This window comes from Corynebacterium lactis RW2-5 (assembly GCF_001274895.1).
GTDB classification, from domain to species: Bacteria; Actinomycetota; Actinomycetes; order Mycobacteriales; family Mycobacteriaceae; genus Corynebacterium; species Corynebacterium lactis.
On sequence record NZ_CP006841.1, the window covers coordinates 1,046,846 to 1,062,310 of the forward strand.

Below are 15,465 nucleotides of genomic sequence, written 5' to 3' on the forward strand. Positions count from 1 at the left end.
AAGTACTGTGGACAACTTGTTGATTGGATCAGCTATTTTGTTTGGCTTGTTGTTTTAGGAGCGTGCATGCGTGCGAGGCGAGGGGCAGCGGTAACTTGCGCGGTGATGCCAGTGGCGATGCTTCTGTCCGGCTGCACCATCGGCGGAGGCGGCGGGGAGGGGGAAGCCCCCAGCCGGAACGCTGAGGTTAAGTCGCGAGAAACCGGCACCGATTGGAGCACTAAGAACGCGGTCAAATGGACTGATGCGCAGCGGTCGCTGGACGGGGCGGCGAAACGCTTTTCGGATAACTATGGGATTGAGCTTTCGGCGTATGTGCGGGTAATCAGTGGGCCCTATAAGGGGCTGACTGCTTCGGTTGGGGAGGATAAAAAGGTCTATTCTGCCTCGACGATTAAGGCCCCGCTCGTGGTGACGACTCTCATCAAGTTTGGAGATGATCTCGACCGCATCGTACAAGTAGCCCCGGAAAATATCGTTGGCGGTACGGGCGCGATTACCTGGGGCGGCCAATACACAATCGAAACGCTGCTTCGCTTCGTGATGGCGTACTCGGACAACGCCGCGGCAAACACTCTTATAGACCTGGTCGGTGGATTTGATGCCGTCAATAAGGTTATTGCGGGTGCAGGCGTGGACAGCGCCAAGTACCACCTTGGAAACAAGATGAATATCCCGAATCCCACAGGAGACCGATCCTGGATCACTCCGAGCCAGGCAGCGTTGTTCGCGGCCCGGCTGCAGGAGGCCGCAGATGGATCGACGGCCTACGACTTCATCTCCCGCTCCGCTGCTCGGACAGCGTTGCAGTACCTCACCTACGGCGGCGCGCAGAAGTTTGCTGCCTACGTTGGGTCCGCAGCGCAGAAGACGGGCGATACGGAAAAGGGCACCAACGATCACGGAATCCTCTACACTGCGGCTGGGCCGATTGCCTTCGGAGTCGTCACCCGTTTCTCGAGCCCCAGCAATGAGCTTGCCGACGCTCTGCTCGCCCAACTGGGCTCCGAGATTGCGTCACTGCTCCCGGACTTCAATGCGCTGGATGAGAATGGCAAGCCGTTTTCTGCTTCGGCTGCCGCTAGTTGGAGCGAGGACCGTGACGGGGACGGTATCGCCGATAGGCTGGGGCAGCTAGACGACGGCAGCTCCCCGGTCGACGATGTCGACGAGGAGCTGCAGCCTGATTGGTATAGCCCGTTCCGGGGTTAGCCCTGCCACTTCAGCCATACGGCGGAGTGAGCCGGGATGACTAGGTCGGCAGAGAAAGGCTGGCCGTTCCAGCCGGACTCAACGGCGGTGACGGTGCCGTTTTCGCCGTAGCCGGAGCCTTCGTAGCGAGAGGCATTGGTGTTGAGGACTTCCTGCCACTGGCCACCCTTCGGCAGGCCAATTTTGTAGATCTCCTGGGTCTGGCCGGAGAGGTTGTAAACGCAGGCCATTGCCGAGCCGTCCGAGCCGTAGCGCAAGAAGGAGACAACGTTGTTGCCGGAGTCATCAGCATTAATCCACTGGAATCCCTCCGGTCGGTCGTCCTGGCTGTACAGCGCCGGGTTTTCGGTGTAGAGGGCGTTGATGTCCTTAACCAGCAGCTGAATGCCGCGGTGGAATTCTCCGCCCCAGCCATCGAGGTTGTCCCATGCGACCGACTCGTCGTGGTTCCATTCGCGATTCTGGCCGAGATCCTGGCCTTGGAAGAGCAGCTGCTTGCCAGGGTGCGCCCACATGAATGACAGGAACGAGCGCAGCCCCGCAGCCTTGTCCCAGTCGCCGCCCGGCATGCGCTCCCAGAGAGATCCCTTGCCGTGGACGACCTCGTCGTGGCTGATTGGAAGAATGAACTTCTCGGAGTAGGCGTAGACCATCGCGAAGGTCAGCTCGTGGTGGTGGTAGGAGCGGTAGACCGGGTCGTTGCCAAAGTATTCCAGGGTGTCGTTCATCCAGCCCATGTTCCACTTCATGGAGAAGCCGAGGCCACCGTTTTCGGTGCAGGCAGTTACGCCCGGCCAGGATGTGGATTCCTCCGCGACGGTCAGGAAGCCCGGGTGGTGCTTGTGAACGGTGGCGTTGAACTCCTGCAGGAACTGAACGGCATCGAGGTTCTCGCGGCCGCCGTACTGGTTCGGCAGCCACTCGCCCTCGTTGCGGGAGTAATCCAGGTAGAGCATGGAGGCCACAGCATCCACGCGGAGACCGTCAATGTGGAACTCCTCCGCCCAGTACAGGGCGTTGGCGTAGAGGAAGTTGCGGACTTCGTTGCGGCCGAAGTCGAAGACGTAGGTGCCCCAGTCGCGCTGCTCGCCGCGCCGCCAGTCCGGATGTTCGTAGCATGCGGTCCCGTCGAAGCGAGCCAGGGCGAACTCGTCCTTGGGGAAGTGTCCCGGCACCCAGTCCATGATGACGCCGATGCCGGCGGCGTGGAAGGCGTCGACAAGCGCACGGAATTGGTCTGGCGTGCCGAAGCGGGAGGTCGGGGCGTAGTAGCCGGAGACCTGGTAGCCCCAGGAACCAGAGAATGGGTGCTCGGACACGGGTAGGAATTCCACGTGCGTGTATCCCATCTCCACCACGTAGCGGACGAGCTGTTCCGCCATTACCTCGTAGGAAAGACCCTGCTTCCAGGAACCCAGGTGGACCTCGTAGATCGAGATTGGCTCGGCATTCCAGTCAACCTTCGCTCGACGCTGCATCCATTCCTCGTCGCGCCAGACGTACTCGCTCTCGGTGACAATGGAGCCGGTCGCCGGCGGGACCTCTGCGGCGCGTGCCATCGGGTCGGCCTTATCTCGACGCTGTCCTTCAGGAGTGGTGATTGCGAACTTGTAGACATCGCCTTCGCCGACACCCGGGATGAATACTTCCCAGACACCTGCCCCACCCATGGACCGCATTGGGTACTGCGCGCCATTCCATCCGCAGAAATCACCGACGACCGCTACACCCTGGGCGTTCGGTGCCCAGACGGAGAAGGAAGTGCCTTCGACGGAGCCGAGCTCGGTTTCGTAGCGGCGGACGTGCGCGCCGAGAACCTTCCACAACTCTTCGTGACGGCCCTCGCCGATGAGGTGCAGGTCGCCCTCGCCGACTGTCGGCAGGAAGCGGTAGCCGTCTGCGCGCTCAATCGTTTCACCCGTTTCCCAGGTAATGCGGAAGCGGTAGTCGAAATCATCGCCGCCCGGAACTAGCGCGGCAAAGACCGAGTCGCCGAGATTCTCCGCTTCGAACTCGCCCCTCGTCGTGACAACCACGACCGACTTGGCCCCGAAGAGCCTGGTCCGGACGACGGTATCGCCATCGATGACGTGAGCGCCGTAGCTGCCGTGCGGGTCATGGTGCGTGCAGTAGTGCAGTCGCTCCATATCGCCGGAGTCGATTGCGAGGCGAGGATCTGAGTGGACTCTCATGGAAGGTCCTTCCGAGAATTTTGCGGGGTGATGTTTTATTGCTCTTAAGACTCCAGCCTAACGATTATCGCTAGCGGCAACCGTTAGGCTGGGGAGATTGCGGGGGAGGGGCGGCATTTAGCCCTCGTAGTCAGACACCTCTCGCCACGCCAGCTTGTAGCGCAGTTCCTCCGAAACCACCGGAAGCTTCACGACGTGAGCGACGTTGTTCCACGGCTCGAGGCGAATGAAGTTGTCGCGGCCCCAGTTGAAGTGCGAATCGGTGATTAGGTCGGTCACGTCCATGCGGTCGTGGTTGCGATGTCCGACGTAGTCCATGTCGATGTGCAGCGTGCCCTCCTGTGCATTCCACGGGTCGAGGTTGATGACGACCAGGACGCAGTCGCCGGTGACCGGGTCGAGCTTCGAAAACGCCAGCAAGTTGTCATTATCGACTTCATGGAAGTGCATATTGCGCAGCTGCTGCAGGGACGGGTGCTCGCGGCGGAGCTTGTTGAGCGTGGCAATGAACGGTTCCAACGAGTTGCCGGTTGCCAGAGCCTGGTCGTAGTCGCGGTAACGAAGCTGGTACTTCTCGCTGTCGAGGTATTCCTCGGAGCCGTCCTTTACGGGCACGTTTTCGAACAGCTCGAAGCCGGAGTACATGCCCCACAGCGGTGACATCGTCGCCGCCAGGGCAGCGCGAATGGCGAATGCTCCGCGGCCGCCCTTAACCAGGAACTCATGCAGGATATCGGGAGTGTTTACCCACAGCGAGGGGCGAGCGATATCCGCGTGGCGAGTAATTTCCTCGCCGAATTCAGTCAGCTCTTTCTTCGTGGTCTTCCATGGGAAATAGATGTAGGACTGGGTGAATCCGGCCTTGGCAAGACCGTAGAGGCGCGCGGGAGCGGTGAAGGCCTCCGCCAGGAAAATGACCTCCGGATTCGTCTCGTGGATGGTCTCGATGAGCCACTCCCAGAAATTGCCCGGCTTCGTGTGCGGGTTGTCGACGCGGAAGACCTTGACGCCGCGCTTAATCCAGAACTTCACGACGCGCAGCACCTCCGCATAGAGGCCCTTCGCATCGTTGTCGAAGTTCAGTGGGTAGATGTCCTGGTACTTCTTCGGCGGATTCTCCGCATAGGCGATAGTGCCGTCGGGAAGCACTGTGAACCAGTCCGGGTGCTTCGCGGCCCATGGGTGGTCTGGTGCGCACTGGAGAGCAAGGTCAATCGCGACTTCGAGGCCGCGCTCCTGCGCGGCGGCCATGAATTCCTTGAACGCGTCCTCGCCGCCGAGTTGCGGGTGGATAGCGTCGTGGCCGCCTTCGGCGGAACCGATTGCCCAGGGGGAGCCAACATCGGTGGGCTCGGGAGTCAGCGTGTTGTTGCGGCCCTTGCGGTTGATTTCGCCGATTGGGTGAATCGGTGGCAGGTACACGGTGTCGAAGCCCATGCGCTTGGCGCGGTCGAGCTGGGGGATGGCGGTCCTGAAGGTGCCGTGCAGGAGCTCTCCATTCTCGCCGAAGCCGCCGTTGGAGCGCGGGAAGAACTCGTACCAAGAGGAGTACAGGGCGCCGCGGCGGTCGACCTTAATCTTGCGGGTCTTGCCACGGGTCAGAAGGTCGCGGACAGGGTGGGCCTGGAGGATGGCGCGGGTTTCGTCCGACAGCGCAGCGGCAATGCGGGCGCGCAAATCACCCTCGCCACGCAGGCCTGCAGCGATGGAGCGGAGATGGTTGCGGTGGATGGCCGCTGCGGAGGCAGCGGCGCGGTCGAAGAGGCGGGCGCCGATCTCGAGATCGTTGGCGAGCTCGGCCTCAGACTGGCCCGCCTCGTACTTCTTGGTAATCGCGTTGCGCCAGGTCGCCATCGGGTCGGACCAGGCGTCGATGCGGATGGTCCACAGGCCCGGCACATCGGGGACGAAGATGGCGTTTACCTGGTTCGGGTCATGGTCGGAGAAGTGCATGGGAACCCGCTGGGAGCGGGAGGCGAAGGCGGAATCCTTCGGGCCTTTCACATTCAGCGTCGCGTTCAGGGCGTCGTGGCCTTCACGCCAGACGACGGCGAAAGCAGGAACAACTTCACCGACTACGGCCTTCGATGGGGTCGCGCCACCATCTACCTGGGGGCGCGTGTCGTCAATACCAATTCGGCCAGTCATCTAAGGTGATCTCCTCTTCTCCTGGGCCCACCGAGGGGATTGGCCCCACGGCAACCCGAGTGAACTCGATTTGCTCCCCATCGAGAGTAGTTGAGGAAGTTTCATCGCACATTCGGGGCCGGATAGGGCACGATAGAGGTGTGTCTGATTTGGAAGAAGAATTCAACGAGGATCTGCTCCTAGATTTTCGTGGTGTGAATCTGGTCCGCGGCGGCCGCACGCTGGTAGGGCCTATTGATTGGCAAGTTGAACTCGATGAACGTTGGGTAATTTTGGGGCCAAATGGTGCGGGTAAGACCTCTCTGATGCGCATGGCCGCGGCTGAAGAGTTCCCAAGTTCAGGGGTGGCCTACGTGATGGGGGAGAGAATCGGACGCACCGATATGCGCGACCTCCGCACGATGATTGGCCTGACCTCGTCAGCGATCGCGCACCGAATTCCGAACGATGAGAAGGTCGCAGACCTAGTCATCTCCGCCTCCTACTCGGTATTGGGGCGTTGGCGGGAAACCTACGAAGAGATGGACTTCGAGCAGGCCGCTGACATTCTGGAGCGCATGGGTGCTGAGCACCTGGCAGACCGCACGTGGGGAACCCTCAGTGAGGGCGAGCGCAAGCGCGTCCTAATCGCCCGCGCGATGATGGTCAACCCTGAGCTGCTGCTGCTTGACGAGCCAGGGGCTGGCCTCGACCTGGGCGGCCGAGAGGACCTCGTCGGATATCTCGGGGAATTGGCCCTCGATCCCGATGCCCCGGCGATGGTGATGATTACTCACCACGTCGAGGAAATTCCGTTCGGTTTTACTCATGCGATGCTACTCGATGAGGGGTCCGTCGTCGCGCAGGGACTAATTAATGATGTCCTGACAGCAGAGAACCTTTCGAAGGCTTTCCACCAGCAGATTGCAGTGGACACCATCGACGGCCGCTACTTCGCGCGTCGCGCGCGGGGCCGGGCAGCGCATCGGCGATAGCTAAACAGGTGATTTAGGAGTCAGTCCGTGGTTAGCCAGGATCAGTTCACACCCGCAGCGCCGAAGCTGGCTGCGACAGTACTTCTGCTCCGCGACACTGATAGGGGCATTGAGGTCTATGTGCAAGAGCGGGTGGCCTCGATGCGATTCGCCGCGAACATGACAGTTTTCCCGGGAGGCGGCGTCGATCCCAGGGATTTTCCCGCGCAGGGGCAGACCCGCCAGGCGGGTCGTGAAGCGATTGTCGACGGGGCATATGCGGCCAAGCTAGGGACAGATGTGAGGACGGCTCACGCCCTGGTGTGCGCGGCCGTTAGGGAGACATTCGAGGAAACTGGCACCCTCCTGGCCCGGCACATTGGCGGCTCAATCGTTGAGGACTCCTCTCGGTACCACGCCCAACGCGGGCAGCTAGAGGCATGCGAGCTGGCATTTTCCGAATTCTTGAGCGCCGAAGAACTGATTTTAGACCCCAGTCTGATCCGACCCTGGGCCAACTGGGTTACCCCTAAGACGCAGCCAATCCGCTACGACACGCACTTCTTCCTGGCGGCCCACCCTCCGGGGCAAGTCGCAGACGGAAATACGTCCGAGGCATCCTCGACCGGATGGTTCCGGCCCTCGTCGATACTGGACGGCTGGCGCCGTGAAGTTATCGGACTAATGCCTCCAACTTGGGCCGAGCTGAAGCGAGTGGAACAGTTCGCTACGGTCCGGCAGGCGCTCGACGCCGCAAATGCCGAGCCTATTCGCCGCACGAGCAGCGACTTCTTAGAGCAACCGTTCATGGACGAGTATTTCGCAGTCGCCACGCACATGGGGCACTTGCGTCGAACGTCGCGCGACGACCACTAGTAGACGAGCCAACAAGAAATATAGGAGTAATCACAGTGGCGCTCTCCACCGCCGAGGTCAGGGAAATTGCCGCGCACCCGGAGTGGGTCAGCGCAGCCCAGGAGCTCCCCTTAAGCAAGAAGAGCTTAATCTCGGACCTCGCCACCGTGCGCAAGGTCTGCGGTGACTACTCCCGCGCAGTTGTCGAGGTCGCGGCCGCCCGCAAGTCCACCGCCGCCAAGTTGCCCGGGAACTGGATTATGTCCTCCGAGGCGGCGCAGCAGGCGACCCCATACCTGGTCGCCACTGCCCGAGCCCGCCGGCTAGCCGCATCCGCCTATACCTCTTTCGCCGATGTGACCTGCTCCATCGGCACCGAGGTCGCCGCGCTTGCCGACGCCGGCCTCCGCACCGTCGGGTCCGACATCGACCCCGCCCGCCTGGCCATGGCTCGCCACAACGTGCCGGCGGGCGCCTTCTTGCAGGCCGACGCACTAGCGCCCGTATTCGATGCGGAAGTTGTCATCGCCGATCCGGCGCGCCGGGCAGGTGGCCGGAGGATTGCACGACCGGAGGATCTGCTTCCGCCCCTTCCGGATCTTGTCGCTGCGTGGCGCGGTAGCCAAATGGCAATCAAGTGCGCGCCGGGCCTGGACTTCGCCGAGTGGGAGGGAGAGGTTGCCCTGGCCTCGGTCGATGGCGCGGTGAAGGAGGCATGCCTTTATAGCCCGGGACTTGCGACGGTGCGCGAAGGCCGGCCGGTGTCGAAGTCTGCGACGGTGATTGAGGTCGTCGATAAGCGAAATCCACTGGATTTGAGCTCTGCCCGCGTGCGGCAGTACGACGACGCGATGAGCGATGAGTGCGAGGTGCGCTCTGCCGGGCGCTACATCGTCGATCCCGACGGGGCAGTGGTGCGTGCGGGTTTGGTCCGCCACTTCGCGGCGGAACACGGGTTTTGGCAGTTGGACGAGAGGATTGCGCACCTGTCCGGCGACCGATTGCCCGAAGGGATGGCGGGCTTTGAGATGATTGAGAAGGTGGGGCTGAAACAAGTGCGTAAGACGCTGGCGGCGCTCGACTGTGGCTCTGCTGAGATTTTGGTCAGGGGCGTGGACGTTGACCCGGACGCGTTGCGTAAGCAGTGGAAACTCAAGGGGGTTCGGCAGCTGTCGGTCGTTATTACGAGGATTGGCAAGACTGCTGTGGCCTTTATCTGCGGACCGCGCACGGTAGGCGAGTAGCCGAAATGGGCCGGGGGTAGCGGGTGGGGATCGGTGTTCGCTTATGGTGGAGCCCGCGGAGGTTGTTGACCGGTGCGCAATGATCCACGTGGTGACATGCGGAAACGGCAAATGCCAGGCGAACGGCGGGTTCCTCCGAAAGAAAAAATTTAAAAAAATAACGACATTGTTATCTGGATCACCTTCGCATCCATGATCAGTTCTGTTATCTTCAACACAGATGACCGAGAGCGTGGTCTGTTTCACTAAGGTTCGTGAACTCGAGAACTGGAGGAAACGGCCGGTGCAAGGTCAGATAAAAGTTCACCAGTAATCAACCAGTAAGGACGACAGAAAAATGCCGAACATTGTGGTTCTGGTCAAGCAGGTTCCGGACACCTGGTCCGAGCGTAAGCTCACGGACGACAATTACGTGCTCGATCGCGAGTCGGCCGACGCCGTTCTCGATGAGATCAACGAGAACGCTGTTGAGGCTGCTCTGCAGCTGAAGGAAGAGCACGGCGGAAACGTCACCGTCGCCACCGTCGGCCCGGACCGCGCCGTCGAGGCTCTGCGCAAGGCCCTGTCCATGGGCGCTGACGACGCAGTAATCCTCTCCGACGAGGCTATTGCCGGTTCCGACGCAGTCCAGACCGCGTGGGCTCTGTCCAACGTCATCGACACTCTCGGCGACGTCGACCTAATCATCACGGGTAACGCTTCCACTGACGGCGGTACCGGTTCCGTCCCGTCCGTGCTCGGCGTCTACCGCGGCCTGCCAGTCCTGACCCACCTGCGCTCCGTCGCCATCGAGGGCGATTCCATCACCGGTGAGCGCGAGGTTGAGGACGGCGTCTACCAGCTCAAGGCATCCCTGCCGGCTGTCGTCTCCGTGACAGAGAAGGCTAACTCGCCGCGCTTCGCTTCCTTCAAGGGCATCATGGCGGCGAAGAAGAAGCCAGTCACCGAGCTGACCCTGGCCGATGTTGCGGCCGAGGCCGAGCAGCTGGGTAATGAAAACGCTGCAACCGCTGTCACCGGCGTCACCCCGAAGCCGGAGAAGACCGCTGGTGAGCGCATCAACGACGAGGGCGACGGCGGCGTGAAGCTGGCTGAGTACCTCAAAGCCAACAAGTTCATCTAGTTCGTTTGACGCGAATCAAGACATAAGAGACTTTAAGTAGGAGAAAGATCACTATGACCGACGTCCTCGTTCTCGTCGACCACGCAAACGGCGAGCTGAAGAACACCACTGCTGAGCTGCTCACCGCAGCAAGCGCGTTCGGCACCCCGACCGCTGTCGTCGTTGGCACCCCGGGTACCGCAGCCGGCTACGCCGAGACCCTCGCTGCGTACGGCGCTGGCGAGATTCTCGCCGCAGAATCTGACGATGCCGCAAAGTACCTGATTACCCCCGAAGTTGACGTCCTCGTCGGCCTCGCCGCCGAGCGCCAGGTTCCCGTCCTGGTCTCCGCTTCGGCCACCGGCAAGGAGATTGCCGGTCGCGTCGCAGCCCTGACCGGCTCCGGCCTCCTGTCCGATGTCATCGCCATCAACGACGATGCCTCCGTGAAGTACTCCATCTTCGGTGGCGAGTACATTGTCGACGGTGTCGGCTACGGCGCATCCCCGGTCTACGCTCTGCGCCCGGGCTCCGTTGATCCGGTCGAGAAGGCCGGCTCCGCAGATGTCACCGAGGTCGCATTCCCGGAGATCGGCGACAACGCCGTCGAGATCGTCTCCTTCGCACCGGCTGAGGGTGGCGACCGTCCGGAGCTGACCGAGGCTAAGATTGTCGTCTCCGGTGGCCGCGGTGTCGCCTCCGGCGAGGGGTTCACCAACGTTGTCGAGCCGCTGGCAGACGTCCTCGGTGCTGCAGTCGGCGCATCCCGCGCGGCAGTCGACGCCGGCTACTACCCGGGCCAGTTCCAGGTGGGCCAGACCGGTAAGACCGTCTCCCCGGACCTCTACATCGCACTCGGCATCTCCGGTGCTATCCAGCACAAGGCAGGTATGCAGACCTCCAAGTCTATCGTTGTCGTCAACAAGGACGAAGAGGCTCCGCTGTTCGAGATTGCAGACTTCGGTGTCGTTGGTGACCTGTTCGACGTTGTCCCGCAGGCCATTGAGAACCTGAAGTAATTTCCGACGCTGTCGCGTGTCGCGCGCGGCGTGAGGGCGGGCTAGGGCGCAAATCGCCCCGGCCCGCTTTTTCGCGTCCACACCGGCAGCTATACTTCCGGCCATGTTCTCCGACTCCGCCGCGCCCCGGTCAAGACTTGACCGGCACTTCCTTGACCACGCCGCTACCACTCCGCTGCGCCCAGAGGCTCGGGAGGCCCTGATCGCCAACTTGGACCTGTCGAACCCCTCCGGCCAGTACGCCACGGCCCGCGTCGCGAAGCGGGTACTGGAGGAGTCGCGCGAGGAGGTCGCGGAGCTGCTCGGCGCGGACCCGATTGAGGTGGTCTTCACCTCGGGCGGCACGGAGGCGGATAACCTTGCCATTTCGGGCCTCTACTTTAAGTCGCCGGGCTCGGACATCGCGGTGCCCGCCATCGAACACGACGCGGTGCTGAAATCCTGCCGTCACCTGGAGCAGGAGCACTGGGCGAAGCTCGTCGAGATGCCGGTGAGCCCCGACGGGCGCGTGGACCTCGACCGCTTGCCGACGTTCGACCGCCGTTCCACGGCCCTGGTCACCTGTATGTGGGCAAACAACGAAACCGGCGCGATTCAGCCGGTGGGGCAGATCGCGGAGGCGGCGAAGGCGGCGCGAGTCCCGCTGCATATCGATGCGGTGCAGGCCGCCGGGCACCTGCCGTTGGACTTCCACGCTTCGATGGCCTCGACGATGGCGGTCTCCGCCCACAAGTTCGGCGGGCCACGCGGCATCGGTGCGCTGCTGGTGCGCCGCGACGCGAAGCTGACGCCCCACAATAACGGTGGTGGCCAGGAGCGGGGCCTGCGCTCGGGAACACAGGATGTTGCGTCCGCGGCGGGCATGGCCGCGGGGCTTCGTGCGGCGATCGCCGACATGGAGGCCGAGGACGCCCGGCTGCGGGCTCTGACCGCCGATCTGGCCGCTGCGATTTCGAGCATTGAGGGCGCTATCGTGCACACGGTGCAGCCCGCTCTGCCGGGCCACGTGTACGCCAGCTTCCCCGGGGCCGAGGCAGACAGCCTGATCATGCTTTTCGACGCCGCTGGTATCGACTGTTCGACGGGCTCGGCGTGCAGCGCCGGGGTAAACCGGCCGTCGCATGTCCTGCTGGCGATGGGGGTTTCCGAGCCGGTGGCCAGGGCGTCGATACGCTTTACACTTGGGTGGACCACCAGCCAGGAGGATGTCGACGCGGTGAAGGCGGTGTTGGAGCAAACCGTCCGGCGCGCGCGGAGTGCGGGCATGGCGTAGTCGAGCCTTGGTGGTACGGTGACACGTGCACAAAATCTGGAACCGGGAGGAAGGTGCGCTATGCGAGTACTGGCTGCGATGAGTGGAGGCGTCGACTCCTCAGTGGCTGCGGCGCGGGCTCTGGCGGCCGGGCATGAGGTCGTGGGCGTGCACCTGGCACTGTCGAAGGACCCGCAGTCGGTGCGCGCGGGCTCTCGCGGCTGTTGCTCGCTGGAGGACTCCGGCGATGCCCGCCGCGTCTGCGACGAGCTGGGCATCCCCTTCTACGTGTGGGATTTCTCGGAGCGCTTCAAGGAAGAGGTCATGGATGACTTCTTCGACTCCTACGAGCGCGGCGAGACGCCGAACCCCTGCCTGCGCTGTAACGAGCGCATCAAGTTCGCGGCCCTCCTAGAGCGCGGCGTGGCGCTCGGCTTTGACGCTGTGGTGACCGGCCACTACGCGCTGCTTGCCGATGACGGCCTGCTGCGACGGGGCCGTGACCCGAAGAAGGATCAGTCCTACGTCCTCGGTGTGCTCGACCGCGAGCAGCTACGCCGCTCGATGTTTCCGGTGGGGGATACGGAGAAGCCACAAATTCGTGAAGAAGCCCGCGAGATGGGCTTAGGTACGGCCAATAAACCGGACTCCTATGATATCTGCTTCATCCCGGATGGGAACACCCAGGCCTTCCTCGGTGCGAAGATCGGCCGCCGACCGGGCGCGATTGTGGACAAGGCGACGGGGCGCACCGTCGCCGAGCACGACGGGGTCTACGAGTTCACGATTGGCCAGCGCAAGGGCATCGGCCTGCCCGGTCCCATGCCGGACGGTCAGCCCCGTTATGTCACGGGGATCGACGCGCAGGCCGGGACTGTCACGATTGGCACCGCCGACGACTTGAACGTCACGGTGCTGGAGGCTGACCGCGCGATTTGGTTGGCGGACCCGGACGAGGTCGCTTCCGGTCCGGTGCAGGTGCAGGTACGCGCGCATGGCCGCGCCATCGACTGCGAGGTCGAGGTCATCGCCGGCCCGGACGACGAGGTTACGGGTCGCGGGGGAGCGTTCCGCCTGAAACTTGCCGAGCCACTGCGGGGTGTCGCGCCTGGTCAGGCCGCTGTTCTGTACCGTCCCGACGCGGCTGGTGACTACGTGTTGGGCTCCGCGACGATTGTGGCGACCCGATGAGCGTGCCCACCCAGACCTCCTTTCTCGGGCTGGGGCCGCTTCCTGGGACGCACCCGCACGAGGCTGCCGAAATGCTTATCGGCGAGTCCATGGAGGGGCGCGTCCATCTGCCGGTCCTGCCCGCGCGGGGGCTCGGCTCGGACCTAATCGGCCGCACCGCAGCGCTGATGGCCGACGTGGACCTCGACCGAGGACCTCGATCGTGGAAGGTCTCCGACAATCCCTCGCGACTGTCCTGGCTGGCCCAAGACTTCCTAGACCGTGACATCGACGCCTGCGAGGAAGTGTGGGGATCCACCCCTGCCTGCCTCCGCCTGGTCGCCACTGGCCCCTGGACCATGGCGGCCAGCGTGGAAAAGGCCTCCGGTGCGCTGGTTGCATCCGATTTTGGTGCCGTGCGCTACTTCGCGCAGTCGCTGGCTGCGGGGCTGTTGGAGCAGGCCGCCGACGCCCGCCGTCGTTTCGGCTGCGATATCGAAGTTCTGCTTTCTGAGCCTGCCCTCGGTGCTGTCGCGCAAGGGGCGATCGAGGCCCCGTCGACGCTGATGGGCAATGATGGTTTCCTTCCCGCGCAGGGCTACCGCGAGATTGCTGAAATTCTCCGTCAGGTCACCGGGCCGCTGCTTGCCGACGGCATCCACGTCACGGTCGCCCTTGCGGGCTCGGACGGTATTGCGGCTCAGGCGTTGGTCGAGTCCGGAGCGTCCGGGTTCTGGCTGCCGCGCACGCAACTGCGCACGACCGCACAACTCGATTTTGCGGTAGCGGTGCTGGGCTCTGACATGACCCTGGAGTTGGGAATTGTGCCGGTTCACGCGGATGGTCGGGAGGAGCACTCGGGGATTCCGGTTGCCACCTCGTCCCGGGAGCTGGCCGAGGCGGCTGCACTGCTCTGGGACGAGCTTGGCTTTTCCCGCTTGGACATTGCCGGGAAGCTGAAGCTCACGCCGGTCGGTGGCTTTGCCTCCAGTGCCGCCGACGAGGCGGCGGCCCAGTTAGGCGCTGGCCGTCGGGCGGCCGAGCTACTCCGACGGGCCGCAGGAGACCTGGCCCGCGACGAATGAGGCTAGGCGACGAGGCCGTTGAGATAGTCGGCCAAGTAGGGAAGTGTGAACTCGAGCTGTCCGGTGGTAACCGGGGTAATCAGCTCCCGATAGATGAGATCGTGGCGCAATTGGGAGACGCCCGAAAGCTGTCGCCCCATCCGGCTCGCAATGTCTTTTGTGGCAACGGGGGCTCCGTCGGGAGCCAACGCTGCCATGGCAATGAGAAATTCAATCTGCTTCGGTGGGACGTTGCGCAGCGATGGCGCGTGAACTTGGCGCCCAATCCTGCGGATAGACTCCGCCCCGGCTTCCTCGACGTGGCGAATGGTAATCGTGTCCGAATTATCAAGGCGGGCCTTGGCCCACGCCACCGAACCAATTGTTTGAATGAGATAGGGGTAGCCGTGGCTCATATCGGCGGCGTGGGCGGCTGCTTCTTCATCCATGCGTCGATGCCCGAGCGCTGCCGTCTTCTCAAATATGTCCTGCGTAGTGGCGGAGTCGAGACGGCCTAGGGATACTCGTTCTGCCCTCCGCAGGAACGTCGTGCTGTCTAGCTGCAATAAATCTTCGATTCCGCTTGGCAACCCAGCTGCGACAAACGCTATTTCCGTGTCGTCGCGGTTGAGATCTTGGATGACATGGGCGATCTCGCTTAACTGCTCCGGGGTTGCGCTTTGGACCTCGTCGAGTGTGAGCAAAATTCCCGATTCGTAACGGGCGAGGAGGGCGGATAAATCCTGGAGTTGGCTCAACAAGTTTTTGCCGGGAGCGTCCGCGGAATCATTGATGGAGGTTGTGATGCCGCCGATTCCAGCAATGGACACTCCGGTGATGCGGCGTGTTGCCGTAGCAGGAGCGGAATCGATGTGCGCGAGAGCCCGGGGGATAGTGACGGAGGTGAGCTCCGCGATCATCTCGGCCCCGATATGTGCCCGAAGGGCAATCCAGCCGAGCTGCTGCGCTGCGGCTTCGAACTCGTTGAGCAGAACAGTCTTGCCGATTCCGCGACTGCCCGAGATGAGAGTTGTGCGCCACGGGTTGCCTGGGCCTTCGGCCAGAGCTAGTTGGAAGGAGTCGAGCTCGACGTCGCGTCCGCCGATGACCGCAGGTGAGCGGCCGAACGTGGGATGGAATGGATTGCGAGGAGAGATGGTTTCGCGCTCAGTTCGAATCTTCACACGTCGATGGTATCAACAGATAACCCACATTGCCATGGATAATTTGGATAATCAGGGCATTTATGGATAT

At 62.7% G+C, this 15,465-nt stretch carries 12 protein-coding genes; 9 read left to right on the plus strand and 3 right to left on the minus strand.

From position 1 onward, the window contains the following. Positions 1-66 precede the first annotated feature (66 nt). Positions 67-1,212, plus strand: coding sequence for a serine hydrolase (locus CLAC_RS04550; RefSeq protein WP_053411888.1), 1,146 nt, complete (start codon positions 67-69; stop codon positions 1,210-1,212). Here the strand turns inward: CLAC_RS04550 and glgB are convergent. Both glgB and CLAC_RS04560 read right to left on the minus strand, forming a co-directional pair. Then, positions 1,209-3,404, minus strand: coding sequence for a 1,4-alpha-glucan branching protein GlgB (gene glgB, locus CLAC_RS04555; RefSeq protein WP_053411889.1), 2,196 nt, complete (start codon positions 3,402-3,404; stop codon positions 1,209-1,211). The genes CLAC_RS04550 and glgB overlap by 4 nt on opposite strands. A 117-nt stretch (positions 3,405-3,521) precedes the next feature. Then, positions 3,522-5,552 (minus strand): maltotransferase domain-containing protein, encoded by a 2,031-nt coding sequence (locus CLAC_RS04560; protein WP_053411890.1) that lies wholly within the window; start codon positions 5,550-5,552, stop codon positions 3,522-3,524. A 140-nt stretch (positions 5,553-5,692) separates the two neighbouring features. Here CLAC_RS04560 and CLAC_RS04565 point away from each other — a divergent pair, with 140 nt between their 5' ends. The 8 genes from CLAC_RS04565 to CLAC_RS04600 all read left to right on the plus strand — a co-directional run bounded on the left by CLAC_RS04565 (position 5,693) and on the right by CLAC_RS04600 (position 14,232). Beyond that, positions 5,693-6,526: an ABC transporter ATP-binding protein gene (locus CLAC_RS04565; RefSeq protein WP_053411891.1), complete on the plus strand. Its 834-nt coding sequence runs from the start codon at positions 5,693-5,695 to the stop codon at positions 6,524-6,526. 27 nt (positions 6,527-6,553) lie between these two features. Beyond that, positions 6,554-7,381, plus strand: coding sequence for an NUDIX hydrolase (locus CLAC_RS04570; RefSeq protein WP_053411892.1), 828 nt, complete (start codon positions 6,554-6,556; stop codon positions 7,379-7,381). 35 nt (positions 7,382-7,416) lie between these two features. After that, on the plus strand, positions 7,417-8,604 hold the full coding sequence (locus CLAC_RS04575; protein ID WP_053411893.1) for a class I SAM-dependent methyltransferase: 1,188 nt from the start codon (positions 7,417-7,419) through the stop codon (positions 8,602-8,604). 337 nt (positions 8,605-8,941) lie between these two features. Further along, a complete protein-coding gene (locus CLAC_RS04580; RefSeq protein WP_053411894.1) occupies positions 8,942-9,727 on the plus strand; it encodes an electron transfer flavoprotein subunit beta/FixA family protein in 786 nt (261 codons plus the stop codon). Positions 9,728-9,780: 53 nt separating this feature from the next. Continuing rightward, positions 9,781-10,725, plus strand: coding sequence for an electron transfer flavoprotein subunit alpha/FixB family protein (locus CLAC_RS04585; protein WP_053411895.1), 945 nt, complete (start codon positions 9,781-9,783; stop codon positions 10,723-10,725). A gap of 103 nt (positions 10,726-10,828) precedes the next feature. Continuing rightward, positions 10,829-11,998 carry a cysteine desulfurase family protein gene (locus CLAC_RS04590; RefSeq protein WP_053411896.1) on the plus strand — a complete coding sequence of 390 codons (1,170 nt, stop codon included), beginning with the start codon at positions 10,829-10,831 and terminating at the stop codon, positions 11,996-11,998. A gap of 60 nt (positions 11,999-12,058) precedes the next feature. Beyond that, entirely contained in the window at positions 12,059-13,168 is a 1,110-nt protein-coding gene (gene mnmA, locus CLAC_RS04595) for a tRNA 2-thiouridine(34) synthase MnmA (protein WP_053411897.1), read from the plus strand. Beyond that, on the plus strand, positions 13,165-14,232 hold the full coding sequence (locus CLAC_RS04600; protein ID WP_053411898.1) for a uroporphyrinogen decarboxylase/cobalamine-independent methonine synthase family protein: 1,068 nt from the start codon (positions 13,165-13,167) through the stop codon (positions 14,230-14,232). The genes mnmA and CLAC_RS04600 overlap by 4 nt, the downstream gene beginning before the upstream one ends. A 2-nt stretch (positions 14,233-14,234) precedes the next feature. On the opposite strand, the gene CLAC_RS04605 is transcribed toward CLAC_RS04600, so the two are convergent. Beyond that, a complete protein-coding gene (locus tag CLAC_RS04605; protein ID WP_082313114.1) occupies positions 14,235-15,395 on the minus strand; it encodes an ATP-binding protein in 1,161 nt (386 codons plus the stop codon). Positions 15,396-15,465 lie beyond the last annotated feature (70 nt).

What these genes read in the sequence shown, in the direction of transcription:
- CLAC_RS04550 (WP_053411888.1), top strand. Translation starts at nt 67, where the DNA reads ATGCGTGCGAGGCGAGGGGCAGCGGTAACTTGCGCGGTGATGCCAGTG.
- glgB (WP_053411889.1), bottom strand. Translation starts at nt 3,404, where the DNA reads ATGAGAGTCCACTCAGATCCTCGCCTCGCAATCGACTCCGGCGATATG.
- CLAC_RS04560 (WP_053411890.1), bottom strand. Translation starts at nt 5,552, where the DNA reads ATGACTGGCCGAATTGGTATTGACGACACGCGCCCCCAGGTAGATGGT.
- CLAC_RS04580 (WP_053411894.1), top strand. Translation starts at nt 8,942, where the DNA reads ATGCCGAACATTGTGGTTCTGGTCAAGCAGGTTCCGGACACCTGGTCC.
- CLAC_RS04585 (WP_053411895.1), top strand. Translation starts at nt 9,781, where the DNA reads ATGACCGACGTCCTCGTTCTCGTCGACCACGCAAACGGCGAGCTGAAG.
- CLAC_RS04590 (WP_053411896.1), top strand. Translation starts at nt 10,829, where the DNA reads ATGTTCTCCGACTCCGCCGCGCCCCGGTCAAGACTTGACCGGCACTTC.
- mnmA (WP_053411897.1), top strand. Translation starts at nt 12,059, where the DNA reads ATGCGAGTACTGGCTGCGATGAGTGGAGGCGTCGACTCCTCAGTGGCT.
- CLAC_RS04600 (WP_053411898.1), top strand. Translation starts at nt 13,165, where the DNA reads ATGAGCGTGCCCACCCAGACCTCCTTTCTCGGGCTGGGGCCGCTTCCT.